The organism is Streptosporangium sp. NPDC006930, assembly GCF_040635605.1.
GTDB lineage: Bacteria > Actinomycetota > Actinomycetes > Streptosporangiales > Streptosporangiaceae > Streptosporangium.
Genome location: NZ_JBEYID010000003.1, coordinates 251853 through 276428, shown reverse-complemented (window position 1 = coordinate 276428; position 24576 = coordinate 251853). Strand labels below are relative to the sequence as shown.

The 24576-nt window shown below is 69.2% G+C and carries 16 protein-coding genes; 8 read left to right on the top strand and 8 right to left on the bottom strand.

Translation table 11 applies throughout. The features are described 5' to 3' along the window. Positions 1-159 precede the first annotated feature (159 nt). Positions 160-1488, bottom strand: a complete 1329-nt coding sequence (locus tag ABZ664_RS07610; protein ID WP_362504543.1) for a deoxyribodipyrimidine photo-lyase — start codon at positions 1486-1488, stop codon at positions 160-162. Positions 1489-1623: 135 nt separating this feature from the next. Here ABZ664_RS07610 and ABZ664_RS07605 point away from each other — a divergent pair, with 135 nt between their 5' ends. Together ABZ664_RS07605 and ABZ664_RS07600 are read left to right on the top strand one after the other, a co-directional pair. Further along, positions 1624-2574: a MerR family transcriptional regulator gene (locus tag ABZ664_RS07605; protein ID WP_362504540.1), complete on the top strand. Its 951-nt coding sequence runs from the start codon at positions 1624-1626 to the stop codon at positions 2572-2574. Between the two features lie 396 nt (positions 2575-2970). Next, positions 2971-4575: a DUF1722 domain-containing protein gene (locus ABZ664_RS07600; RefSeq protein ID WP_362504537.1), complete on the top strand. Its 1605-nt coding sequence runs from the start codon at positions 2971-2973 to the stop codon at positions 4573-4575. Between the two features lie 53 nt (positions 4576-4628). Here ABZ664_RS07600 and treZ read toward each other — a convergent pair whose 3' ends face one another. From treZ to ABZ664_RS07580, 4 genes are all read right to left on the bottom strand, one after another. Continuing rightward, the gene (gene treZ / locus ABZ664_RS07595) at positions 4629-6365 is read right to left on the bottom strand and encodes a malto-oligosyltrehalose trehalohydrolase (protein ID WP_362504534.1); all 1737 of its coding nucleotides are present in this window, start codon (positions 6363-6365) and stop codon (positions 4629-4631) included. Positions 6366-6368: 3 nt separating this feature from the next. After that, entirely contained in the window at positions 6369-8906 is a 2538-nt protein-coding gene (gene treY, locus ABZ664_RS07590; RefSeq protein ID WP_362504531.1) for a malto-oligosyltrehalose synthase, read from the bottom strand. Next, positions 8899-11004 carry a glycogen debranching protein GlgX gene (glgX, locus tag ABZ664_RS07585; protein ID WP_362504528.1) on the bottom strand — a complete coding sequence of 702 codons (2106 nt, stop codon included), beginning with the start codon at positions 11002-11004 and terminating at the stop codon, positions 8899-8901. The genes treY and glgX overlap by 8 nt, the downstream gene beginning before the upstream one ends. Before the next feature lie 290 nt (positions 11005-11294). Beyond that, a complete protein-coding gene (locus ABZ664_RS07580; RefSeq protein ID WP_362504526.1) occupies positions 11295-14687 on the bottom strand; it encodes a BTAD domain-containing putative transcriptional regulator in 3393 nt (1130 codons plus the stop codon). A 180-nt stretch (positions 14688-14867) separates the two neighbouring features. Between ABZ664_RS07580 and mscL the strand changes: the two genes are divergently transcribed. Further along, the gene (mscL, locus tag ABZ664_RS07575; RefSeq protein ID WP_362504524.1) at positions 14868-15296 is read left to right on the top strand and encodes a large conductance mechanosensitive channel protein MscL; all 429 of its coding nucleotides are present in this window, start codon (positions 14868-14870) and stop codon (positions 15294-15296) included. Between the two features lie 129 nt (positions 15297-15425). Further along, the gene (locus ABZ664_RS07570; RefSeq protein WP_362504521.1) at positions 15426-18494 is read left to right on the top strand and encodes a BTAD domain-containing putative transcriptional regulator; all 3069 of its coding nucleotides are present in this window, start codon (positions 15426-15428) and stop codon (positions 18492-18494) included. 275 nt (positions 18495-18769) lie between these two features. Here the strand turns inward: ABZ664_RS07570 and ABZ664_RS07565 are convergent, their stop codons facing one another. Continuing rightward, a complete protein-coding gene (locus tag ABZ664_RS07565) occupies positions 18770-19954 on the bottom strand; it encodes a transposase (protein ID WP_362504519.1) in 1185 nt (394 codons plus the stop codon). Then, on the bottom strand, positions 19947-20372 hold the full coding sequence (gene tnpA, locus ABZ664_RS07560) for an IS200/IS605 family transposase (RefSeq protein WP_362504516.1): 426 nt from the start codon (positions 20370-20372) through the stop codon (positions 19947-19949). The genes ABZ664_RS07565 and tnpA overlap by 8 nt, the downstream gene beginning before the upstream one ends. A 162-nt stretch (positions 20373-20534) precedes the next feature. On the opposite strand from tnpA, the gene ABZ664_RS07555 reads away from it, so the two are divergent. Together ABZ664_RS07555 and ABZ664_RS07550 are read left to right on the top strand one after the other, a co-directional pair. Beyond that, positions 20535-21326, top strand: coding sequence for a hypothetical protein (locus ABZ664_RS07555; protein WP_362504513.1), 792 nt, complete (start codon positions 20535-20537; stop codon positions 21324-21326). Positions 21327-21399: 73 nt separating this feature from the next. After that, positions 21400-21603: a hypothetical protein gene (locus ABZ664_RS07550; RefSeq protein WP_362504510.1), complete on the top strand. Its 204-nt coding sequence runs from the start codon at positions 21400-21402 to the stop codon at positions 21601-21603. Positions 21604-21644: 41 nt separating this feature from the next. Here the strand turns inward: ABZ664_RS07550 and ABZ664_RS07545 are convergent, their stop codons facing one another. Then, a complete protein-coding gene (locus tag ABZ664_RS07545; RefSeq protein ID WP_362504507.1) occupies positions 21645-22070 on the bottom strand; it encodes a cellulose binding domain-containing protein in 426 nt (141 codons plus the stop codon). Positions 22071-23005: 935 nt separating this feature from the next. Between ABZ664_RS07545 and ABZ664_RS07540 the strand changes: the two genes are divergently transcribed. Then, positions 23006-23509, top strand: coding sequence for an Imm26 family immunity protein (locus ABZ664_RS07540; protein ID WP_362504505.1), 504 nt, complete (start codon positions 23006-23008; stop codon positions 23507-23509). 238 nt (positions 23510-23747) lie between these two features. Further along, positions 23748-24554: a HEAT repeat domain-containing protein gene (locus ABZ664_RS07535; protein WP_362504502.1), complete on the top strand. Its 807-nt coding sequence runs from the start codon at positions 23748-23750 to the stop codon at positions 24552-24554. Positions 24555-24576 lie beyond the last annotated feature (22 nt).

The window sequence follows — 24576 nt, the reverse complement described above, 5'->3', positions numbered from 1 at the left end:
CCGGCAGGCCGGTCATGTCGTCGCGGTAGTAGCTGGTCATCATCATCTGTTCCCGGCCAGGCGCCTCGGCCGGGAAAGCCCACCGCCGCCGGGGTTTCTCATCGTGAGGGCCCCCGTCGCGAGGTGGGTGCGCCTCTAGCGGGCGACGACCCGGCCGGCTCAGTCCATGGACACCAGGGGCGCCGGATAGCCCGGGACGCCCGAGGGGAGCCTCCAGGGCTCGTGGATCATCCTCGTGGGCACGGTGTCGAGCTCGGGGACGTGACGGCGGACGTACTCGCCCTCCGGGTCGTACCTTTTGGCCTGCCGGATGTGGTTGACGGGCCGGTTGGGCCGGGTGTCGTTGCCCGTCCCGGCGACCCATTGCCAGTTGCCGTAGTTGTTGGCGATATCGCCGTCGAGCAGCAGATCGAAGAAGTGGTCGGCGCCGACGCGCCAGTCGACACCGAGCCGCCGGACGAGGAACGATCCCACGATCATGCGGGCCCGGTTGTGCATCCATCCCTCGGTGAGCAACTGCCGCATCCCGGCGTCCACGATCGGAACCCCGGTCATGCCCTCCTTCCACGCCTGCGCCGCGTGGTCGTCGTCGCGCCACTCGTGCCCGCGTGGCCGGTAGTCGTCGCGGTTGATGCGCGGGAAGGCCCGCGTCACCTGGTAGAAGAAGTCGCGCCAGCACAGCTGCCTGACGAACTCCTCAGTACCCTCGCCGCCCCCACCACCCCCACCGCCCTTTCCTGTGCCTCCCGCCTCCCTCGCGAGCGCCTCCAGCTCCAGCGGCGAGACGCAGCCGAAGCGCAGGTAGGGGCTGAGCCTGGAGGTGCGGTTACCCGCCATGTCGTCGTGGCCGTCGGCGTAGTCGTCCACGCAGTGCTTCAGCCACTGCCTCATCCTCCGGCGCCCGACCGTCTCACCGCCCCCGAACAGCTCGTGCGACTCGCGCCCCGGCTCGGGCAGCCTCCCGGCCCACACGCCCTCGGGAACGCGCACCACACCGGGGGCCTTGAGCACCTCCCTGCGCGGCTGCCGGGCCCAGGCCCGCCAGTAGGGCGTGAAGACCCGGTAGTGGTCACCTCCGCCCGACGGCCTGAGCGCGTCGGGGGGCACGATCGTCAAACCGGGAAACATGTGGAACGCCGTCCTGGCGCGCTCGCACTCCTCGGCCAGGCGTCGCTGCCTGCGCCGCGCGAGGGTGCTGACGTCCATGCTGACGTGGACGGCCCGTGCCCCCGTCTCCCGCGCCAGGCGCATCGTCTCGGCGATCGGATCACCACGGCGCACGACCAGCTCACCACCCCGCTCGCGGAGCGATTCGCTCAGATCGGCGAGGCACTCGGCGAGAAATCCCCGGCGGTCGCCCCCGGGTACGGAGGGGTCCGCGACGAAGAGGGGGACGACATGACGTGCGTGCTCGCACGCCGCGGCGAGTGCCGGATGGTCGTGCACCCGAAGATCACGGCTGAACAAAACGATCACAGTATCGGTCACGATTCCCCTTCGGCCGGTCACACTCCGTTGGTTGCATCCGCCAGGGGCCCGGAAATCGAATAAGTGTTCATGGAGCAACCGCTCGCGTCGCCTGTCAGGCTGGTACGGCAGATAGCAGGCTTAAAATGGGACGAGATGGATGAGCAGCGTCAGGTGGCGATCGTCGAGGAACCGAGCTACGGCATCGGGGCCGTAGCACGACGCCTCGGAGTGCCCGCCCCCACGCTGCGGACCTGGAACCTACGCTACGGCGTGGGCCCGAGCCGCCGGAGCCCGGGGGGGCACCGCCGCTACGACGCCCGCGACCTGTGGCGCCTGGAGGAGATGAACCGGCTCATCAGGAGCGGGGTGCCCGCCTCCGACGCGGCACGGGAGGTCCTGAAGATCGAGACCGTCCCGCCGCCTCCGGCGGAGTGGGAGTCCGGGCGGCCCGCCCGCGAAAAGATCTCGCCCCTCACTGCGACGCGGCCGCCGGGCGTGCCGACGGTGGCGATGCTGACGCGGGCGACGATGACGCTGGACAGCGGGGCCGTCCAGGAGTGGATCGGCGCGGCGCTGGCCAGACACGGCGTGCGGTGGACCTGGGAGTGCCTGGTTTTGCCGGTCTTCGAGACGATCTGCAGGCGCCAGCTGGAGAGCGGGGCGAGCATCGAGATCGAGCATCTGTTCTCCGACCGGCTGCTCGCCGCGCTCATCCCTCTCACCGAGCGCCCCGCCCGGCCGGCCGGTGACCGCCCCGTCCTGCTCGCCTGCGCCGAGCACGACCTGCACAGCCTGCCGCTCTACGCGCTCGCCGCGGCGCTCACCACCGACCACCGCGTGGAGACCAGGGTGCTGGGCGCCAGGACCCCGTACCCGGCGCTGGCGGACGCGATGCGGCGGCTGCGCCCCTCGGTGGTCTTCGTCTGGTCCCAGCAGCCCGAGACCGGCGACCCCGCCCCCCTCGCCTCTCTGCCCACGCTCCGCCCGTCGAGCCTGGTCGTCGCGGGCGGCCCCGGCTGGTGGGACGGCCTGCCCGCGTCCGTCCCCCGCGTCACGTCGTTCCAGGACGCGCTCACCCGCGTCACCGCCGCGGCCCTCGCCTGACGGGAGTCACCGGTTCCCCGCTGTTCGGGCAGACCCGGTGCCCGGTAGCCGCTACTGAGGGAACGCTCCCCTCCCCTGGACCTTGGGTCCCAGGGTCGGATCGTGCCCTCACCGGTGATCAGAGATCTTGATCGCCGACGGGACGTCGTGCCCGCCCTCCGGCTCCTCGGCCCACCCTCTCCTGACCGTCCCACGTCGCCTCCTCCTGCCGCGCGGGGCCGCCTTTCGGGGATGTCCCGCCTTCCTCCCCCGGTCGCGCCGTGTCGTCCTTCTCCTCACCGAACTCCCCGCCAGACCCGTCGGACCTGCGGATATCTCCCTGCCCCCACTTGCGATCACCGCCATCTAGCGACTATGAATAAGTTTTGAATAGGTTATTGAGGCAAGGGAGGCATCATGACAGACCACCTGAACACCCGGTTCGCCGAGGGCGACGAGGCGGCCCTGACCGAGTGCTTCCGCACCCACGGGCCTCTCGTCCGCTCCTACCTGCGGCGATTCGTTCGGCCGCAGGATGTGGAGGATCTTCAGCAGATCGTGTTCGCGGAGGTCTGGCGTTCCCGGCACCGCTTCGACCCCGAACGCAGCCTCCCCGCCTGGATGCTCGGGATCGCCCACAAGCGCGCGGTCGACCAGCTGCGGATACGCACCTTCCAAACGGTGCCGCTGGATGTGATCGCGGACCCCGTCGGCGACGACGGCCGGGCCGACGGTGAGCAGCTGGCGGAGCGCGACCAGGTGCGGCGGGCTCTCGCCAGGCTGCCCGAGCCGCAGCGCCAGGCGATCGAGCTGGCCTACTACGACGACCTGACCCAGCAGGAGATCTCCGAGAAGCTGAGCATCCCGCTCGGCACGATCAAGGCCCGTACGGCACGCGGCCTGCGCCGCCTGTCCGGCATCCTCGGCACGGTCACGACGCGCGACCGGGGCGCCGAACCACACCGGGAGAAAGTGTCCGCCGTGCGTGGCGCGAGCGGTTCGAGCGCGCTGGACAAGGTGGACAACGTGGGCAAGATGGGCAAGATGGACGGAACCGGCGAGGCGGGCCGACGGGCCGTCAAACCGAGGGTCGCGGTGTCCAGCTGCCTGATGGGCGAGCCGGTCCGGTTCGACGGCGGACACAGCCGCAACCGGTTCCTCAACAACGAACTGGACAAACACGTCGAGTGGGTGCACATCTGCCCGGAGATGGAGATCGGCCTCGGCAGCCCGCGCGAGACGCTGCGTCTGGAGCTCTCACCGGACGGCATACGGCTGGTCACCAGGAAGAGCCGGGTGGACCTCACCGAGAGGATGACCGCCCTCGCCGCCGAGCGGGTTCCCACCCTGCTGGAGGTGGACGGCTACATCCTCAAGTCCAAGAGCCCCAGCTGCGGGGTGCACGGCATCCCCGTCCACGCGGGTGGCACGACCGTGGGCCGCAAGGGCAGGGGGGTGTTCGCGGGCGTGGTCCTCGACGCCCATCCACTGCTGCCCGTCGAGGACGAGGGGCGGCTCAACGACGCCCTGCTCCGCGAGAACTTCGTAGAACGGATCTTCGCCCACGCCCGGCTCCGCGCCCTGCTGGAGAGCGACTGGCGCCCTCGCGACCTGGTGTCCTTCCACGCCCGGCACAAGATGCAGCTACTCGCCCACGACCCCGTCGCCTTCAGGGAGGCGGGCCGGCTGGTGGCCGGCGCGGGCACGCGGCCCCGCGAGGAACTGGCCGCCGACTACACCCGCGTCTTCGACACGGCGTTCGCCACCAAGGCGAGCATCGGCCGGCACGTCAACGTCCTGCAGCACTGCGTGGGAATGGTGGGCGACGCGCTCGACCCGGCACGCCGGGCCGACCTGACGGAGGTCATCGCCTCCTACCGGGCCGGGCAGGTGGCGCTGAGCGTCCCGGCGACCCTGATCCGCCACCACGCCCAGAGCCTCGCCGCCGACTACGTACGGGACCAGACATACTTCTCCCCGTACCCGGAGGATCTCCGGCTGCGCAACCACGTGGCCGCCTGACCCCGCGACGGCGGCCGTGACGGTCAGGCGCGGACCAGGGGATCACCGGCCGGTCAGAGCGCCGGATCCAGCCGCACGATCGCGAGGGATCGGGGAGGCAGGGAGAGCTCCTCCCCCTCCACGGTCGCCGACGGGTCGGAGGCGAGCAGGATGTGACCGTGCCCTGATCGCGCGGCCCCGCCCGTCCCAAGCCTCACCGTGAGCGCCACCGGGCCGAGGTTCGCCGCCACCCTGAGCCCTCCCCTGTGCACGACCAGCCAGGACTCGCCGTGATCGACGCGTACCCGATCCAGCCTCGGGTCCGTCAGCTCCGGGTGAGCGCGGCGCAGCGCGATCAGTGCCCGGTACCAGTCGAGATGTGCCCGGTGGGCGTCGTCGTCCAGCTCGCTCCAGTCGAGCTTGGAACGCAGGAACGTCATCTCCTCACCGGGATCGGGGGCCTTGTCCGCCCAGTCGTCGTAACCGAAGCCGACGAACTCCCGCCGCCGCCGATCCCCCTCGCCCTCGCGCAGCTGCGGCTCGACGTGGTCGGTGAAGAACAGGAACGGCGCTCGCGTCCCCCACTCCTCCCCCATGAACAGCATGGGCGTGAACGGCGAGGTCAGCAGGAGCCCCGCGGCCAGCCGCAGCGCCTCGGGCTCCATCCGGTCGCCCTCGGCCCGGTTGCCGATCTGGTCGTGGTTCTGCGCGCAGCAGACGAAACGGTAACCGGGCACGTGTGACGCCGGGCGGCCGTGCGAGCGCCCCCTGAAGGAGGAGTAGGTCCCGTCGTGGTAGTAGGCGCGAGCCAGCACCTTGGGCAGGGCGCCGTGGAAGTCGTCGTAGTAGCCGTGCCGCTCACCGGTCACCGCCACGTGCAGGGCGTGGTGGACGTCGTCGTTCCACGCCGCCGCGAGGCCGAACCCCCCGGCCTCGCGGGGGGTCATCAGCCGGGGGTCGTTGAGGTCGGACTCGGCGATGAGTGTGAGCGGCCTGCCCACCGCCGCCGACAGCGCCTCCGCCTCGACGGCGATCTCCTCCAGCAGGTGCACGGCCCTGTTGTCGTGCAGGGCGTGCACGGCGTCCAGCCGCAGGCCGTCGATGTGGTAGTCGCGCAACCACTGCAGCGCGTTGCCGACGAAGTAGGCGCGCACCTCGTCGGAGCCCGGGCCGTCGAGGTTCACGGCCTGCCCCCAGAAGGAGGAGGCACTGGAGTGGAAGTACGGGCCGAAGGGGGCGAGGAAGTTACCCGAGGGGCCGAGGTGGTTGTAGACGACGTCGAGGATCACGCCGAGCCCGCTCCGGTGGCAGGCGTCCACGAAACGCTTGAGCCCGTCGGGGCCGCCGTAGGTCTCGGTGACGGCCCACAGGTCCACGCCGTCGTAACCCCAGTTGCGCCCGCCGGGCACCGGCGGCACCGGCATGATCTCCACGAAGTCGACACCGAGCTCCGCCAGGTGCTCCAGCTTGCCGATCGCCGCGTCGAAGGTGCCCTCGGGGGTGAAGGTGCCGATGTGCAGCTCGTAGATGACCGCGCCCGGCAGGTCACGGCCCCGCCACAGCGCGTCGCCCCACTCGAAGCGGCCGTGGTCGTAGACCCGGCTCGGCCCGAAGATCCCCTCGGGCTGCCACCTCGTCCTGGGGTCCGGCAGCGCCTCGCCCCCGTCCAGCCGGAACCGGTAGTCGGTGCCGTGCCCCGCGCCGGGGACCTCCACCGCCCACCAGCCGCCGCCCGCCGACGACATCGGGTAGCGGACCTCGCCGATCTCCACGTCAACCGCCGTCGCCGACGGCGCCCATACCTCGAACATCGGTCAGACCCTTTCCAGAAGCGCGACAGGGTGAACGGAGAGCAGGTGGGCGAGCGGGATCCGGCCGGTGTACTCGGTACTCGACAGCAGGTCCCGCCACGTGCCATGCGGCAGGGTGAGCGTGGTGCTCCCCCAGCCGCCGCGCCGCTCCAGGCCGACGGGCAGCCGGGTGGCCACCGTCACGGCCCGCTCCCCCCTCGCGAAGGCGATCGCGTGCTCCCCGGCCTCGATCGGGACGTACGGCGCCTCGGGGTCCAGCCTCCGGCGCAGGTCCAGGGCACGGGCGGTGATCGCCAGCTTGGCCTCGTCCCAGCTGAGGCCGGCCGTGGCGGCGGGGCTCGGGTGAGGCTCGTCCGGGTGTTCCTGGCTCGCGTGGGCCTGGGCCGCCGAGAGCATCCGGCGGCGCAGCTGGAAGTCGACCGGGCGCCGGTTGTCCGGGTCGACCAGGGAGAAGTCGGTGATCTCGTTGCCCCAGTACAGGTCGGGCACGCCGGGCAGCATGAGCTGGACGAGCTTCTGCCCGAGCGAGTTGGACCTGGCGTACGGCTCGATCCTCGCGGCGAACTCCGCGACCGACGCCCCGCACTCCTCGACGGCCCGGCCGACGAAGTCGCGGATGCCGCGTTCGTAGGCCGGGTCGGGGGTGGCCCAGGAGATCGAGGTCTTGGCCTCGCGGGCCGCCTTGAACAGGTACTCGAAGAACCTGTCGGGTCCGATCGGCCAGGAGGCCATCAGGTTCTGCCAGGCCAGATAGTCGAGGGCCGGGTCGAAGGAGACCTTCGAGGACCACTCGCCGACCGCGGCCGCCCACTCCTCCGGCATCTCGGACAGCACGGCGAGCCTGGCCCGTACGTCCTCGGAACGCTTGGTGTCGTGCGTGGAGAGCGTCGTCATCGTGCCCGGTGACATCTCCCGGCAGAACGCGTGGAACTCCTCGACGGACCCGCCGAAGCGGTCGGGCTCGCCGCCCACCTCGTTCAGGCAGGACAGGGGGTACCAGCGGTAGAGGGCGGTGTCCTCGACCCCCTTGGCCATCACGGGGCCGCAGGTCTGCTGGAAGCGGGTGATCGCGTCGGCGGGCCCGGTCAGGACCCGCTCGACGACCTCCGCCACAGGGGCACCCTCGGGCAGCCGCCCGGCGGCGACCCGCCCCGCCTCCTCGACGATCCTCGTCGAGACCTCGGGCACCGGCTCGCCCGGCACCGCGTAGGCCCGGTAGACCGGCATCGCGGCGAGCAACTCCACCAACGTCCGGCGGTCGGAGCCGACGACGGCGTGCAGCCGGTCGATCTCGGCGCCGAAGAACAGGTCCAGGACCTCCGCCTTGGACTCGCGGACCACCGCCGCGTAGTCGTCGCCGACCCCGGTCTGCCTGGTGAACAGCTCGACCAGCGGCTCCCTGCCCGCCGGGTCGACGAACAGGCCGGTGATCCGGTTGAGCGTTTCGTAGCCGGTGGTGCCGTCGCACTCCCAGTCGGCGGGCAGCCGCTCGGAGCCGACCAGGATCTTCTCCGCCACGGTCCACACGCCTGACCTCTCGCGCAGCCGCGACAGGTAGCCGCGCGGCTCGGCGAGCCCGTCGGGGTGGTCCACCCGCAGCCCCTGGATCACCCCCTCCTCCACCAGCGAGAGGATGACGGCGTGCGTGGCGTCGAACACCTCGGGGTCCTCGACCCGCACCCCGATCAGCGAGGACACGTCGAAGAACCGGCGGTAGCCGGGACCGCGCCGCCAGTCGACCAGCCGGTAGTACGTGTCGGGCAGCGGGAACTCGTGGTCGTGGTAGCGCAGCACGTCGCCGTCGGCCACCGTCTCGCCCTCGTCGCCGAGCACCGGCATGTTCACCTTGCCGTCGGCGCCGCCACCGTCGGTGCCGTCGCCCTCCTCGACGGACCAGTCGATGTCGAACCACGCCGCGTACGGCGAGCCCGGCCCTTCCTTGAGCACCGACCACAGCTGCGCGTTGCCCGACTCGGGCACCGGGATCGTCATGTGGTTGGGCACGATGTCGACGACGATGCCGATCCCGTGCAGGGCCATGGTCGCCGACAGCTCCCGCAGACCCTCGACGCCGCCGAACTCCTCGCGTACGCGCGAGTGGTCGGTCACGTCGTAGCCGTGCCGCGACTCCGGCACCGCCTGCAGGATCGGTGACAGGTAGACGTGGCTCACTCCCAGATCCCGCAGGTACGGCGCGAGCTCGGCCACCTTGTCGAACCCGAAGTCGGGGGTGAGCTGGAAGCGGTAGGTCGAGACCGGAACCTCGTACGAGCCGGGCGACGGCGGGGGCGCGGGCACCTCCTCGGGGAGCTCGAAGGGGTCGGTCACGTCCCCACCGGTCCCGGTCCCGAGGGCGCCGCCCGCGAGGATCTCGTCATGGGCGACCTGCGGCGGTACGGAACCGGGCAGGACATCGGGCAGCGGATCCGGCGGCAGAGCGGGCTCAGGCACAGGCTCCGGGACGGACCCCGGGGGGACGGTCCCGGGCACGGGCTCCAGGGGGCCGGGCTCGGGGACGGGCTGGGTCATCGGCTCAGACACGGCGCAGCACCCTCACCGAGCGGCCGACCACCGGCACGCTCTCTCCGGCCCGGCAGACCCGGGTGTCGACCGTGATCGGCATCGCCGTGTCGATCTCCGTCAGCCACATCTCGCCGTAGTCCTTCGGAAGCGTGAACTTGATGACGTCGTGATGGGCGTTGAACAGCAGCAGGAACGAGTCGTCGACGATCTGCCGGCCCCGGCGGTCCGGCTCGGTGATGGCGTCGCCGTTCAGGAAGACGGCGAGCGACTTGGCGTACCCCACGTTCCAGTCCGCGTCGGTCATCTTCTCCCCTCTCGGAGTGAGCCAGGCGATGTCGCTGAGGTTCTCCTCGGAACCGCGTACGGGCCGCCCGTAGAAGAACCGGCGCCGGCGGAACACCGGGTGGTCGGCGCGGAGCTTGGCGAGCCGCCGGGTGAACTCGAGCAGCAGCCAGTTCTCCCTGATGTCGGACCAGTCGACCCAGCTCAGCTCGTTGTCCTGGCAGTACACGTTGTTGTTGCCCCGCTGGGTGCGGCCCAACTCGTCGCCGTGGGAGATCATCGGAACGCCCTGGGACAGGAACAGCGTGGTCAGGAAGTTGCGTTTCTGCTGCTCGCGCAGGGACTCGATCGCGAGCGAGGCGGGTCCCTCCTCGCCGCAGTTCCAGGAGCGGTTGTCGTCGGCGCCGTCCCTGTTGTCCTCGCCGTTGGCCTCGTTGTGCTTGTGGTTGTAGGAGACGAGGTCCTGCAGGCTGAACCCGTCGTGGCAGGTGACGAAGTTGATGGAAGCGGCGGGGCGGCGGCTGTCGTCCTGGTAGAGGTCGCTGGAGCCGGTCAGCCGGGAGGCGAACTCGGGCAGCGCGGCGGGCTCGCCCCGCCACAGGTCGCGGATCGTGTCGCGGTACATGCCGTTCCACTCGGTCCACCGGGCGGGGAAGTTGCCCACCTGGTAGCCACCCGGCCCGACGTCCCACGGCTCGGCAATCAGCTTGACCTGCGACAACACCGGGTCCTGCTGGACCAGGTCGAAGAAGGCGCTCAGCCGGTCGACCTCGTGCAGCTCACGTGCGAGCGTGGAGGCCAGGTCGAACCTGAAGCCGTCCACGTGCATCTCGATCACCCAGTAGCGGAGCGAGTCCATGATCATCTGAAGCACGTGCGGGGAGCGCATGAACAGGCTGTTGCCGGTGCCCGTGGTGTCCATGTAGTACCGCTTGTCGTTGTCGACCAGGCGGTAGTAGTCGGCGTTGTCGATGCCGCGCATGCTCAGCGTCGGACCCAGGTGGTTGCCCTCGGCCGTGTGGTTGTAGACCACGTCGAGGATGACCTCGATGTTCGCCTCGTGCAGGGCCTTGACCATGGCCTTGAACTCCAGCACCTGCCCGCCGCGCTGCCCGGTGCTCGAATAGGCGTTGTGCGGCGCGAAGAACCCGATGCTGTTGTAGCCCCAGTAGTTCGTCAGGCCCCGCTCGCTGAGGACGTGGTCGGTGACGAACTGGTGCACCGGCATGAGCTCGATCGCCGTCACCCCGAGGGCGGTCAGGTGATCGATGATCTCCGGGTGGCCGATCGCGGCGTACGTGCCGCGGATCCGCTCGGGGATCTTCGGGTGGTTGATCGTCAGGCCCTTGACGTGCGCCTCGTAGATCACCGTGTTGTGGTACGGGGTGCTCGGCGGCCGGTCGTGCCCCCACCCGAAGAACGGGTTGATCACGATGGAGCGCGGCACGAAGTCGGCCGAGTCGGCGTCGTTGCGGCTGTCGGGATCGCCGAAGCGGTAGCCGTACACCGCCTCGTCCCATTTCACATCCCCTTCGACCGCTTTGGCGTACGGGTCGAGGAGGAGCTTGGCGGGGTTGCACCGCTGCCCTCTCGGCGGGTCGTAGGGGCCGTGCACACGGTAGCCGTACCGCTGTCCCGGGCCGACGCCCGGCAGATATCCGTGCCAGACGAAGCCCTCACACTCGGTGAGGGTGACCCTGGTCTCCTTGTTCTCCTCATCGAACAGGCACAACTCGACGCGTTCGGCGGCCTCGGTGTAGAGCGCGAAGTTGGTTCCCGCGCCGTCGTAAGTGGCCCCGAGGGGATAAGGGTCACCCGGCCAGATCTCGATCATCAGTCCCTCTTGAGCGTGGTGACCCCCGCCTTCAGGCGGGGGAGGGAACACGGCACATCGCCGTACTGCGGTTTCTCTCGAAAGTATGAGCGGACTCGGCCGGTGGAGAGGATGTCAACGCACCGCCTTTCGGCGGTGGAGAGATATGCCCCATGTTCGCGTGGCCATGCGCACATTCCCATTCCTGTGACGGTGATCCTGCCCCGGCCGTGAACCTCCTCGCACCTTCACCACCTAACCCGCTCGTCACGGGCGAAACGTACCGGCCCTGCGAGCCGGACCGCGAGGCGTCACGCCGAGCGGAGCCTCTCGCCCAGCGCGCGGATCGCGGGCTCGTAGACGCGTGCCCCCGCCCCGGCGGCGAACGCCTCGGCCGCCCGCAGGTGGGCCTTCGCCCGGTCCTCGTCACCACCGAGCAGGGCGAGCCTGGCCAGGCACAGGTCGGTCAGGGACCAGCCCAGCAAGCGGCCCGCGTGCGGGGCGAGCCTGCCGTACAGGATCCTCCCCGCCGCCTCGTCGCCCAGCGCCGCGCAGACCTCGCTGACCGCGTCGGGGACGAACCGGTAGGCCAGTTCGGGACCTATCTCCGCGAACCCGTCGCGGGAGAGCTCGGCGAAGGTGTCGCGCGCCTCGGCCGTGCGGCTCAGGTCGATCAGGGCCAGGCAGCGCAGGACGCGCCAGGGCTTCTGGCCGGGGCGCCGGGCAAGCATCGCGTCGGCCAGCGCGAGCGCCTCACCCGCCCTGCCCTGATCGCGGTCCTTGCCCACCTCGTGAGCCCCGCCCGGCCCGTGACTCCTGTCCGCCCCGTGCCCCTCACCCCCCTCGTGCGGCCGAGCCGGCCCGTGGCCCTTGTCCACCGCTCGCAGGGCCAGAAAGCGGAACATCTCCCGCCGCAACGACGCGTCGTCCCGGCCCAGCGCCCCCTCGGGGTGGGCCGCACCGGACGCGTCGGCCGCGGCGAGCGCGTCGTCGAAGCGTCCGGACAGGTAGGCGTGGACCGCGGTCTGCCAGGCGGCCAGGCTGATCATCGAGGGAAGTCTGAGCCGCTCCGCGGTCTCCCGCAGCCAGGCGAGCAGCTCCACGGCCCGCTCCGTGTCCCCACTGTCCCCACTCGCGTTCAGCTCGACGTACTCGTTCTCCCTGCCGATCCACTCGACGACCAGGTCCCCGCCGCGGCGACCGATCTCCGCGATCTCGCGGGCGACCGCCTCGCGACGCCCGTGGTCGTGGCCGGAGCGCAGCAGGATCTGCAGGGCGATCAGCGTCCTGGACAGGGTTCGTTCGTCACCGGTGAGGCGGGCCATCCGCACCGCCTCCTCCGCCATCTCCGCGCTCCGCTCGACGGGCCGTACGGTGGAGCCGGTCAGCGCGGCGGCGGCGAGCAGTCGCGCCCGCCATGGCGAGTCCCCTGCCAGGTCGGAGGCGAGGACCCTGTCGATGCGCTCGGCCAGCCGGGCGATGCCGGTCATCTCCTCGTACATGGCGGAAGAGATCGGGTCGGAGAACCCCAGGACCGCCCTGGCCAGCCGGTTGTCGTCGCCGAACCGTTCGGCGATCTCCGCGGCGGCCTCCAGGGAGACGTGGGCCGCGGCGCTCATCCCCGCCGCGGCCTGCGCCTCGGCCAGGTCGAGCAGGAGGTCGCAGCGGAGCGCGTCGTCAGGCTCCGGCAGCCGGTCGATCATCCCGATCGCCCTCTCCAGGTTCTCCACCGCGTCCTCGTGGGCGAACTGCGCGGTCGCCTGGGCCGCCGCGCGCCGGGTGTAGCCGATCGCCCTGCCCGCCATCCGGGAGTTCAGCAAGCCCTCGCGGTAGTGGTGGGCGATCTCGGTGAGGCGCGTCCCGCTGCGCTCCTCCAGCACCCCCGCGATCCGCGCGTGCAGCTTCCTGCGGCGCAGGGGCGGCAGTGCCTCGCGCAGCACGTCGCGGACGATGTCGTGAACGAACCGGCAGCTCGGCCCGTCCCCCTCCACCAGCAACCGGGCCCCCACGGCGGCGTCGACGATGTCGAGGACCCGCTCCTCCGGCAGCTCCGCCACGCGCGTCAGGATGTCGGTCGCCGCCTCCCTGCCGAGCAGCGCCGCGACGGTCAGCACCTCCTCGGTACCCGGCGGCAGACCGGCCATCCGGCCGCGCACGACGTCCGACAGCGCCTCGGGGGTCTCCCCGAGTTGCAGCACCTCCCCCAGGAAGAACGGGTTGCCCGCGGTCAGCCTGTCCATCTCCCCGGCCAGGTCCGGGTCGGCGCCCGCCCGTCCCAGATACTCGCGGATCTCCTCCTCGGCCAGGCCGCGCAGCAGCAGCCGCCGCACGTGCGGCAGCCGCAGCAGCGCGCCGAGGGTGTGCTCCAGCGGTTCGCCGGGGCGTACGTCGGTGTCGCGGTACGTGGCCACGACGGTCAACTCGGGACAGAGCCTGGTGGAGGCGAGGAACTCCAGCAGCCGCAGCGACGAGGTGTCCGCCCACTGGAGGTCGTCGAGGACCACCAGGACCCGGCCGTGCTCGTTCAGCAGCCGGGCGAACGCCTCGTACAACGCGAACTGCCCGGCCTGCCCCGCGCCGGCCTGCCCGGCTCCGGCCAGCCCGGCTCCGGCCAGCCGCGCCAGCTCGCCGTCCCTGCCGACCAGGTCCTGCACGGCCTGCGTCCAGGGCCAGAAGGGCGGCGCGCCGCTACCGCTCCAGCAGCGCCCCCACACCACCCGGTGGTCCCGCGCCCGCGCGGCCTCCGCGGCGTGCTCGGCCAGGCTGGTCTTGCCGATACCGGGCTCCCCGGCGAGCAGCACCACCCGATGCCCCGCACCGGCGACCGCCCGCTCCAGCACCTCGGCCTCGGCGTCCCGGCCCACCAGCCCGGCGCCCTCCCCCTTCGCCGCCTTCTCCGCAACCGCCACCGCCTGGCCCGTGCTCGCCACGAGGCGGGGCCTCAGCTCGGGATCCTGGCCGAGGATGCGCCGTTCCATCTCCCGCGACCGGGGATCGGGGTCCAGCCCCATGTCCTCCATCAGCAGCCGGCGTCCCTCGGCGAGCACACCGAGCGCGTCGGCCTGCCGTCCCGCCTGGTAGAGCGCGTGGGCGGCGAGCACGCGCAGCCGTTCCCTGAAGGGATGGGCGCCGATCAGATGGGCGAGTCCGCCCGTCAGCGTCGCCCCCCGGCCGAGCGCGAGTTCCGCCTCGGCCAGATCCTCCTCGATCGTGAGCCGCAACTCGGCCAGGTGTGCGCTCTCCTCCACCGCCCAGGAGGTGCCGGAGAGGTCCGCGAGCGGCTCCCCGCTCCACTCCCCCAATGCCGACCGCAGCCGCCCGACCGCTCCCTCGTGGTCGCCCCCGGCCCCCAGGCTCCTGCCCTCGGCCAGCCGCTCTCGCACCCTGCCCAGGTCGATCGCGCCGCCGGGGACGTCCAGTACGTAGCCTCCCGGTTTGCTGACCAGAACCGTCGGGGGAACGTTCCTCGTCCTGCCCGGCTCGAAGACGCGGCGGAGCTTGGAGACGTACGCCTGCACGGTGTTGAGCGCCCCGGGAGGGGGATCGCCCTCCCAGAGCGCGTCGATCATCCGCTGCGGACCGACCGGCCGCGGGACGGCGAGGACGCACATGGCCAGCACCAGACGCTGCTGGTAGGGGCCGATGTCCAGCGCCACCCCTTCGTCGGTGAACGCCCCGACGGGGCCCAGCACACGAAAGTCCATCCGGCCACCTCGCTCGCGAATGCGCTGATAGTAACCTTTCACCCTCACTGCCCTATTCGGCCGGTACGGCTGCGCGCGGGCTTCCAGGTATTCTCCTCTCCGGAGAAAACCCTGGAAAAGACGGAAGTTTGGCCGCCGGCAGGGGGCAAAGCGACCGTCCTCACGACTGAAGGACATGTGATGGGCGGATTCAAGAAGTTCCTGATGAGGGGAAACCTCGTCGAGCTCGCCGTGGCGGTCGTGATCGGGGCGACCTTCAGCGGGCTGGTGCAGGCCCTGGTCAAGGACCTCATCACGCCGCTGATCGGGGCGATCACGGGTGGCAGGGAGCCGGACTTCTCGCAGTACGTGTTCACGATCAACGGCTCGAAGTTCATGTACGGCGACTTCATCAACCACCTGCTGAGCTTCATGATCATCGCCGCGGTCATCTACTGGTTCGTCGTGATGCCCATGACCCGGCTGGTCGCCTTCTTCGACAGGAACAAGAAGGCCACCGAGAAGGAATGTCCGGAGTGCCTGAGCGACATTCCGATCGAGGCCAAGCGCTGCGCGTTCTGCACCGTGGAACTGTCGCGGGTCGCCGCCGCCGACAAGCCGCCGGCGTAACCCGGCCGCGACGCCCGCATCCCGCCCCGGCACCCGGGCGCCCTCGGGGCCCGGGGTCCTCAATGATCATTGACGGGCAGTGGAAGGTCGGGCAAACTTGGCCACTGCGAAGTCTTCCAGGGGAGTGGTATGGACTTCTCCGTCCTGGGGCCGGTCGAAGTGCGCGCCGACCACCAGGCGCTTCCCCTGGGCGGACGCAAACAGAGGGCCCTGCTCGCGGTGCTGCTTCACCACGCCAACAGGTCCGTGCCCGACGACCTGCTCGTGGACGCGCTCTGGAGCGAGCAGCCGCCGAAGACCGCCTCCAGCAACCTGCGCCTGTACGCCTCCCGCATTCGCCAGTCCCTGGGCGGCGACCGGATCCTGCGCCGGCACGGCGGCTACCTGCTGGTCGTGCACCCCGGCGAGCTGGACGTCCATCGATTCCAGTCGCTGGCGGCGGAGGGCCGCAACGCGTTCCTGCACGGCGACCACCACGAGGCCGCCGACATCCTCCACCGGGCCCTGCGGCTGTGGCGCGGTCCCGCGTACGCCGACCTGCGGTTCGTCGAGGACCTGTCGGGCGAGGCGGCGCGCCTGGAGGAGCTGCGGCTCACCACCCTGGAGAACCGCGTCGAGGCCGACCTCACGGTGAGGTTCCAGCCGGAGCTCGTCGCCGAACTCACCGGCCACGTGAACACGCACCCGCTCCGTGAGCGCCTGCGGGCGCACCTCATCCTGGCACTCGCCCGCGCCGGCCGGAGCGCCGAGGCGCTCACGGTGTACGCCGACACCCGGCGCCTGCTGAACGAGGAGCTCGGCGTCGAGCCCGGGGAACGGCTCCGCGACCTCCACCGGCTGATCCTGGCCGGGGAGTGGGCGACCCCCGAGCACACGCAGGACGACCGGTCGGAAACCGGACAGGGCCTGCCCGAGTCGCGCGATCCTCCCGCGGAGCTGCCGATGAACATCGCCGACTTCGCGGGGCGTGACGAGCAGGTCAGCGAGCTCGTCGCCCGGCTGGAGGAGTGCTCCACGACGACCGTCTCGGTCATCACCGGAATGGGCGGCATCGGCAAGACGACGCTGGCGCTGCACGTGGCGCACCGGATCGCGGACAGGTTTCCCGGAGGGCAGCTCTACGTCGACCTGCAGGGCGCGCACGAGGAGGAGCAGGCGCACCCCGGCCACGTGCTCGGACGGTTCCTCGTCGCACTGGGGGTGCCCGGGTCGAGCATCCCCGAGTCCGTCGAGGCACGCGCCGCGCTGTACCGCAGCCGCCTCGCCCGCGAGAAGGTCCTCATCGTCCTCGACAACGCGGCCTCCGAGCAGCAGGTCAGACCCCTGCTCCCCGGCGCGTCCGGCTGTGCCGTGATCGTCACGAGCCGCGCGAGACTCTCCGGCCTGGAAGGCGTACGACCGGTCGAGCTGGATGTCCTGAGCACCCAGGAGGCCGTGGACCTGCTCTCGCGGATGATCGGGCACGACCGCGTCGCCGCACAGCTCCCCGCCGCCACCGAGCTCGTCTGGCTGTGTGACCGCATCCCGCTCGCCGTACGCGTCGCGGGCGCGCGGCTCGCCGCCCGCCCCCGGCAGAGCATCGCCTGGCTCGTGGGGCGGCTCGGCGACGAGCGCGGGCGCCTCGACCAGCTGACCGTCGGCGACCGCGCGGTCAGGGCGAGCCTCGCCCAAAGCTACGTCGGTCTCCCGGAGAACGCGCGGCGCGCCTTCCGGCTGCTCGGCCTGCTCGACGTGCCCGGCTTCGCGAGCTGGGTCCCTGCCACCCTGCTCGACTGCCCTGACGAGGAGGGGCAGACATACCTGGAGTTCCTGGTGGACGCGCAGCTCGCCACCATCTCCGGGATCGACGCCACCGGACAGGCCCGCTACCGCTTCCACGACCTCGTCCGGCTGTACGCCCGCGAGCGCGCGGAGGCCGAGGAGGAGCCCGCCGAGCTGCTGCGCGCGACGACCCGGGCGTTCGGCGCGTGGCTCTGGCTGGCCGAACAGGCCATGGAGCACGTCCACGGCGCCTGCTACGCCGTACTCCACGGCCCCGCACCGCGCCGGGCACTGCCCGGGGAGATCGCCGCGTCCCTCCTGCGCGACCCCCTCGCCTGGTTCAACGCCGAACGGACCGCACTCGCCGGTCTCGTCGAGCAGGCCTGCGCTTTGGCACTCGACGACTTCGCCTGGGACCTCGCGGGATGCCTCGAACGCTACTTCGACTCCCACGGCTTCTTCTCCGAGTGCCGGCGCCTCAACGAACGGGCCATGCTCGCCTGCCGTACGGCGGGAAACCTGCTCGGCGAGGCCGTCATGCTGCGCGGACTGCTCGACGTGACCACCTGGACCGGCGTCGAGCACGAGGGCGGCGCGATGGTCGCGCTGCACACCAACGCCGTCCGGCTCGCCGAGATGTTCGCCGAGGCCGGCGAGCTGCGCGGGCTGTCGGACGCCCACGTGATGTGCGCCTGGGGCCTGGCCGCGCAGGGATTCGTCGAACCCGCCGTGGAGGCTGCGGAGACGGCGCTGCGCCTCGCGGAGGAGACCGACCACCTCGGCGGCCGGGCGCGCGCCCACCTTGCCCTCGGCATCACGCACGGCCAGCGGGACGTCCTCTCGGCGATCCCGCACCTGGTGAGCGCGTTGCAGGTGGCGGAAACGCTGGGAAACCCCCGCTTCGAGGCGACATGCCTGCAGTTCCTCGGCCTCGCGTACGTCGAGACCGGCCAGTTCGAACCCGCGGAACGGTGTCTCAACCGCTCGCTCGCCATGTCCCGGATGGCGAGGGACCCGGCCTCCGAGACGATGACCCTGGTCACGCTGGCGAAGCTCTACAACGGCGACGGCGACGAGCGGGCGCGGCCCACGGCCGAGACCGTGGAGGAGCTCAGCCGCCGCTACAACCTCACCCACCACCTCGCCGACGCCCTCTGGATCCTGGGCGACCTCGACCGCGCCGACGGCGACCACGCGCGAGCGGTCGAACGCCTCACCGAGTCCGTGGCGCTGTGGCGCACCCGCAGCTGGACGACATACCTGGCGGGCGCGCTCCGCAGCCTCGGCCTCGCCCACCTGGCGGCTCTCGACGGTGAGAAGGCCCTGCGATGTTGGCGCGAGTCCCACGAGCTCTTCACCCTCATCGGGGACAGGGCGAAGGCGGACGATCTGGCCGAACTCCTCGGGCGCCATTCCTGGATCACCGGCTGTCCCTGATCAGCCTTTTGGCATATGCGGGAAATATGCAGTGGCTCCGTAGGGTCCTGGTGGCAGGAGATTTCGTGGCCATCTGAAACTTCACGATCCGTACGAGAATGAGCGGGATCATTCTCGTCGGGGTCACACAGGGGCTGACCCTTCCCTCGTGTCGTGAGCACCCGGCCATCAGCGCGTCCTCCGGGCCGATCACCCGATCGGTCCGGCCCTTTCCCTTCCGGAGAGGCACCCGGAGGACAGTGACTCCTCCGCTCCCTGAAGGGAGCGGCTTCTCGTTAAGCCGCTTGCGCGACGTCGCGAAGGGCAAGCCCTGCCCTGAGGATGTTGGTCGCCGCGTTCACGTCGGCGTGCGCGGTGTGCCCGCACGCCGTACAGGCGAACTCGGCTTGGGTGACGCGGTTCTCCTTCGCGCAGTGCCCGCATCGGGCACAGGTGCGGGAGGTGTTGGCGGGGTTCACCGCGATCAGCTCTCGACCGGCGCTTTCAGCCTTGTGCGACAGGATCGTCAGGAACACCCCCCAACCCGCGTCCAGGATGCTGCGGTTCAGTCCGGCTTTCTGCGCGACGTTGGTGCCGGGCGCCTGGAGCGTGCCCGACGCCGAGCGGGTCATGTTCGCGATCCGCAGGTCCTCACAGACGATGACGTCGTAGCCGCGGACCAGCGCGAGGGCGGCCTTGTGCGCACCGTCCAGGCGTTGACGCCGGACCTTGGCATGCAGGGCGGCGACGCGGGCCACCGCCTTGCGCCGCCGCGCAGAGCCGCGTTTCTTACGGGCGAGGTCCCGCTGAGCGGTGGCGAGGCAGTCGGCGGACGCGGCGAGGTGGCGCGGGTTCGCCAGGTGCTCGCCGCCGCTGGTGGTGACCAGCGAGGCCACCCCCAGGTCGATCCCGACGGAGGCACCAGTGGCGGGCAGCGCCTCGGCGGGCACGTCGTCACACGACAAGATCACATACCAGCGCAAGCCTTCCCGTTTCACGCCGATCGTCTTGACGGTGCCGCGCACCGGCCGGTGCCGGTGAACGCGGACGTGGCCGACGCCCTGGAGACGGACGTAGATCGCGGTGGGGTGTTCGGGCTGGGAGTCCCACCGGCAGCCGTCGCCGTCTTTGGGCCATTCGACGGTGTCGAACCGGCCGTTGCCCTTGAAGCGAGGGAAACCCGGGGTGCGCCCGGTCTTGACGCGGGTGAAGAACGCCGCGAACGCCTTGTCCAGGCGGCGCAGGGTGGCCTGCTGGGAGGAGAACGACCACCGGCCCTGACCGTCTACGTCGTCGGCGCGGATGTGTTTCAGGTCGGCGGACTGGTCGCCGTAGCGGATGCTCACGCCCGCCTTGGCGTAGGCGGTGCGGCGGTGCTCCAGCGCGGCGTTGTACAGGGCGCGATGATCGTCCAGGCATGCCGTCAGCGCGGCGGCCTGTTTACTCGTGGGGCGCAGCAGGAACGTGAACGACCTACGCACGAGCCCTCCAGCTCTGGGGGACACGCTCGTGCCGCGTCGCGATGCAGCGCCGCACCGTCTGGGCGGACACCGCGCCGACCATGGCCACAAAGCACGACCGCGACCACAGCATGGGCAACCACGAGCGCGGGCACGCACCCCCGGCGCGCAGGTGACGGGAGGTGAAGCCCTCGAACCGGCCGACCACACACGACGGAGAACTCTTCGGGGACGGCTTGCCGACCACGTGCACGTGGTCGGCCGTCACCCCACGCGCCACGACCTCCCCGCCGTACTCGTCGGCCTTGGCGCGGATCAACTCCTCAAGGCGGTCTTTGATGCGGCCACCCAGAACGGGGCGGCGGTCCTTCGGGTACCACACCACGTGGTACCCAAGGTCATACGCCGCACCGGGAGAGGTCCGCACCTGAGGAGTCACACAATGATTATCACGACGCCACCCATCCAGCGTGCGACGATCGGAGAACTCTCATGCGCAGACCTGACCGGCCAGGGCACGCTCTGGCCTTGACAACCCTCCCCCTCCCGATTCCCCCGACGCCTGAAGGCGACGGCCCCCTCGGAAGGATCTGATGGAACCGTGAGTTTCGAGCTGGCCGTCTGGTACGAGCCCAAACCGATCACCAGGGAGCACGCGGAAAACATCTTCCTGGCCCTCCGCCACTGGGACCCAGATCAGCACGGGGAGCAGGACAACGCCGGGACGACTCCCGCCGGGGAGCCTTATTCCGCCTGGGCTGCTTCCGCTGGGGAGCTTCATGACGCCTGGGCGACTCCCACCGGGGAGCCCCATGGCGCCGAAACGACTCCCGTCGGAGGGCTTCATGACGCGGGTCCCCGGCCCGGAGCGCGGGACGACGACACCGAGCCGTACCCGGGACTGGCGGCCTTCGCCGACCGGCTGCCCGGGGCCGAGTGGCTCTCCCCCGACCACATCCTGGTCAGCATGGACCCGGAGCGTGCCGACGATGTGTCCTCCGAGGTCTTCGCCCTGGCCACCGAGTGCGGGCTGGTCTGCTACGACCCGCAGCGCGGCCTGGTGCACAACCTGTCTCCGCGAGGCGTCTACCCGACCATGGAGATGCGCACCGGCGACGGGATGATCGTGGTCTCCCCGGACCTCCAGCTCATCTCCGACGCGCTCGCGACCATGTCCCCGCAGAACCCTTTCACTGCCCTCGTCGTCTTCGGCGAGCACTTCGTCCAGAGCTCGCCGGAGATCTCGGGCTACGAGCTTGAGTACAAGGACAGCGTCAGGAACCGGATGTTCCGCACGCACGTCCCGGACCTGAAGGCGGTCCAGGAGGCCTTCACCGAGTACGCCACCGGCGAGCGCGCCTTCCTGGAACGCCACGACTGGAAGCTTGTCTGACTTCGTTTTGGTGGGGTGGTTCCATTTTCCGGGGCCTGAGGCGCCTTCCGGGTGTGCCGTGTGGTTGTTCTCGGTGCTCATTGAGCTGATCTCAGCGAATTTCGGCTGGATGATCGTGCTCGAATTGGGTGAGGACGAGGGCGGTGCGGGTGATGTCGCCGATTTTGCCCGGGCCGGCGGTGATGCGCTGGAGTGTGCGCCGGCGGCCTTCGAGCCTCATGGCCCGGGCGGACGTCGTCGCAGAATACGAGAAGTTCCTGATCTCGTGACAAATTGAAAGCTGACGAACGGACGAGCCCCATGGACTCGCCCGTTTCATCAATAGGTGATGGTGCACTGACTGGAAGTGGGAAGAGGCGGCGAGGTGGTCGTCATAGGCATGTCGATCTCGAACCCGAAGTTCGCGTACTGGTTCGGCAGGATGGCGCCGTTCCACGACGCCGGTCTCCACACGGTCGTCGAGAACCTATTCACGTTCCAGAACAGGTGAACGACCGCGCCTGCCGAGAAGGGAAAGTCGATGACCGCCTCCCAGGCGGTCGACGGTGTCGTGCCGGTGTTGGTCAGCCGCGCATCGACCTGCCACCTGTACTGCCCGCCGACGGTCCCCCGGTAATTGGCTTGGAACGTCAACGTGCAGGTGGTGGCGGCGTTGGCCGGTGTGACGACGGTGAACGCGCCGAATAAGGCGGCCACCAGCCACATGATCAGGCGCCGTCGCCGACGGACGCGCCGTTCTGTCATGGGCCTCTCCTGTCAGGAAGTGCGCGATGAAAGACACGCATAGGCGATGATCGAACGATACGGTCGGCGTCGAATACCGTCAACGGCACTGAAAGTTTCAGCTATTCAATGAAATGATCTCAGTGGAATAGTTCCGACAGCTGGGATTTCCGAGGCGTGAATGATGAAATTACGGGCTTATCGGGAGAGGTCGTCGACGGCCGAAAATGGGTTTCGAGGCGAGACCGACATCCCCAAACTCGGCCGCGACCACAAGATCTTCCGTGCCACCGCCTAGCGCTCCATCGACGAAGAAATCGAGATCCTCGCTCAAAGACCGCCGGCGCACACTCCAGCGCATCACCGCCGGCCCCGGCAAAATCGGCGACATCACCCGCACCGCCCTCGTCCTCACCCAGTTCGAGCACGGCAGACTCATCTAATGGGCCGTCACACAACCTTGCTGGGAAAACCAGACCTGAAGAGAGCTGGTCACCCGGTCGTGATACCCGGTCAACGTTCGGAGACGGGCCACTAAAAGTCGCTGAGATCACCTCGTTGTGGTTGTTCGTGTTCGCATACGAGCGGGTGGGTGGCTCTTTGTGCCCGCTGCGGTGGGCGGGTGCTCCGGCCGGCCGTCTCAGTTGCTGTCTGGTGGTTCAGGCCTCCGGCCTGCTCGGGCGTGGTGGTTGCGGGCTCTTTTTAAGCCGGCCGGAGCACCCGCCCACCTCCGCTGCACGTGTTCCGGCCGTGCGGGGTGCGGGCCGTAGTTGCTTTCTTTCCGGCCGCCCTGGCGACCCGCCGTCGCTGAAGCGTCTTTGAAGGCGCGTTCAGGGTGGGTCGCCGTAGCTGAAGCGTTCCGTGCACGACCCAGTCCAGGGCTGAGGCGCCACAGTCCGCCCCCGTGTCAATGGTCAGGAAGGCACCACACCTCCTGTGAGCAATAAGATTCAAGGATGAACGACGGGAAGCTTCATTTTGAGACACTGAAGAGCTCACGCAAGCACCTAGCCACCGGCGACCTGTTCACGCTTTCCATAAAAAGTCGTGGGAATTTTTTTGGACGCGTCATCATTCCATCCATGCCACGAGATCATCCACTGACCGACGCGGCTTGCTTGATTTATATCTACGCATTCGAAAGCCCTAGTGCCACCATTGATCATCTAACTATAGATACACGGCCACTCCTAATGCCACCACTCTTCACGAACCGTAGGCCGTGGACAATGGGATACTTTCAAACCCTTACCAACATCCCCCTCGGAGAGCGCGACATCCTCAAACAGCATTGCTTTTGGGATCTCCCTTTCGGTAAGTACATAGATGAGATGCGACGCCCAATAGAAGGTAAGGTGATTCCGTGTGGCACGTTCGGTGTCGCTAGCTATTCCGCCATCAGTAGCGAAGTCGGCAGAGCATTAGGATTGTCCACACTCGAAGGAGCGGAGGATTACTGACTTTGGTCGTTCATGCTCCCTACCACGTATCACGGCCCCGGCATCTTGGAAGGGCCGGGCGGCCACAGGTGGTCGCCGTCGTTCACCTGGACGGGTGCTTACGTCACCTCGGTCTCCAGTGACCCGATAAGTGCTGGGCCGTTGACGGGGGCCTACCACTACGACGACGATCGGCTGGCCGGAGTTTGCGCGCAGGTGGCCACTCCTTGCTACGACACATCGGATCTTGGAAGTAAAAATGTATCCGAATTACAGGGATCACGACGACATAGAAATTTTATGGAAGCTTGCGAGAGATAAGCGAATAAAGAGTCGCGTTGCCGCAGTGCGGTCACCCGAAGCCACACGCGAGATAATGGAATTTCTAGTGGCAGACGAGTCCCCGGCCGTGAGGCGGGTCATCGCGAAGCGGGAGGGCCCAGACTCTGCCGACCTACTCCGGACCCTCTGCCGTGATCCCGACTTGAAGGTGCGACAATCTGTCGTTGAGAACAGCAACTGCCCGGCAGACGTCCTTCGCGAGCTCGTAAACGACTCCCATAAATCTGTTCGCTGGTCGGTTCCCGACCATCCCAACTCCGACATCAATGTGAAACGGGAAATCACCGCGCCTCCGGACGGCGTACTCCGCCGGATCATGGCCGAGTACGACACCCTTGAGCCTGAAATCGTCCATCTCCTCATGGAGGATCAGTCAAGTGAGGTCAAGGAGGGGCTGGCGGCACACACCGCTCTTCCTGACGTGCTTGCCGCACTGGTCGACCCTAAAATCCGTGCCGGAGCAGCACAGAACCCCAGGACGACACCTGAACAACGTCACACTCTGGCACGCGACCCTTCTGCACTGGTCCGCGCGAATCTCTTGAAGTTCGTAGAGCTTCCCGAAGAAGACCTTCGCCTGCTGGCTCACGACCGATCCATCAATGTCAGATGGTGGCTTGCCGTTTGGCCTGATACGCCGAATTCCATACTTGAGACCCTTGAACAAGATCCCAACGACGAGGTTTCCGAAGCGGCCAAATCCACATTGAAAAAACGCAAATAGTCCTTTATTCGTCAATATGGAA

Excerpts from the sequence above, each read along its gene's own strand:
- ABZ664_RS07605 (WP_362504540.1), top strand. The coding sequence starts at position 1,624 with ATGGATGAGCAGCGTCAGGTGGCGATCGTCGAGGAACCGAGCTACGGC.
- ABZ664_RS07600 (WP_362504537.1), top strand. The coding sequence starts at position 2,971 with ATGACAGACCACCTGAACACCCGGTTCGCCGAGGGCGACGAGGCGGCC.
- treZ (WP_362504534.1), bottom strand. The coding sequence starts at position 6,365 with ATGTTCGAGGTATGGGCGCCGTCGGCGACGGCGGTTGACGTGGAGATC.
- glgX (WP_362504528.1), bottom strand. The coding sequence starts at position 11,004 with ATGATCGAGATCTGGCCGGGTGACCCTTATCCCCTCGGGGCCACTTAC.
- ABZ664_RS07580 (WP_362504526.1), bottom strand. The coding sequence starts at position 14,687 with ATGGACTTTCGTGTGCTGGGCCCCGTCGGGGCGTTCACCGACGAAGGG.
- mscL (WP_362504524.1), top strand. The coding sequence starts at position 14,868 with ATGGGCGGATTCAAGAAGTTCCTGATGAGGGGAAACCTCGTCGAGCTC.
- ABZ664_RS07570 (WP_362504521.1), top strand. The coding sequence starts at position 15,426 with ATGGACTTCTCCGTCCTGGGGCCGGTCGAAGTGCGCGCCGACCACCAG.
- ABZ664_RS07545 (WP_362504507.1), bottom strand. The coding sequence starts at position 22,070 with ATGACAGAACGGCGCGTCCGTCGGCGACGGCGCCTGATCATGTGGCTG.
- ABZ664_RS07540 (WP_362504505.1), top strand. The coding sequence starts at position 23,006 with ATGAACGACGGGAAGCTTCATTTTGAGACACTGAAGAGCTCACGCAAG.
- ABZ664_RS07535 (WP_362504502.1), top strand. The coding sequence starts at position 23,748 with ATGTATCCGAATTACAGGGATCACGACGACATAGAAATTTTATGGAAG.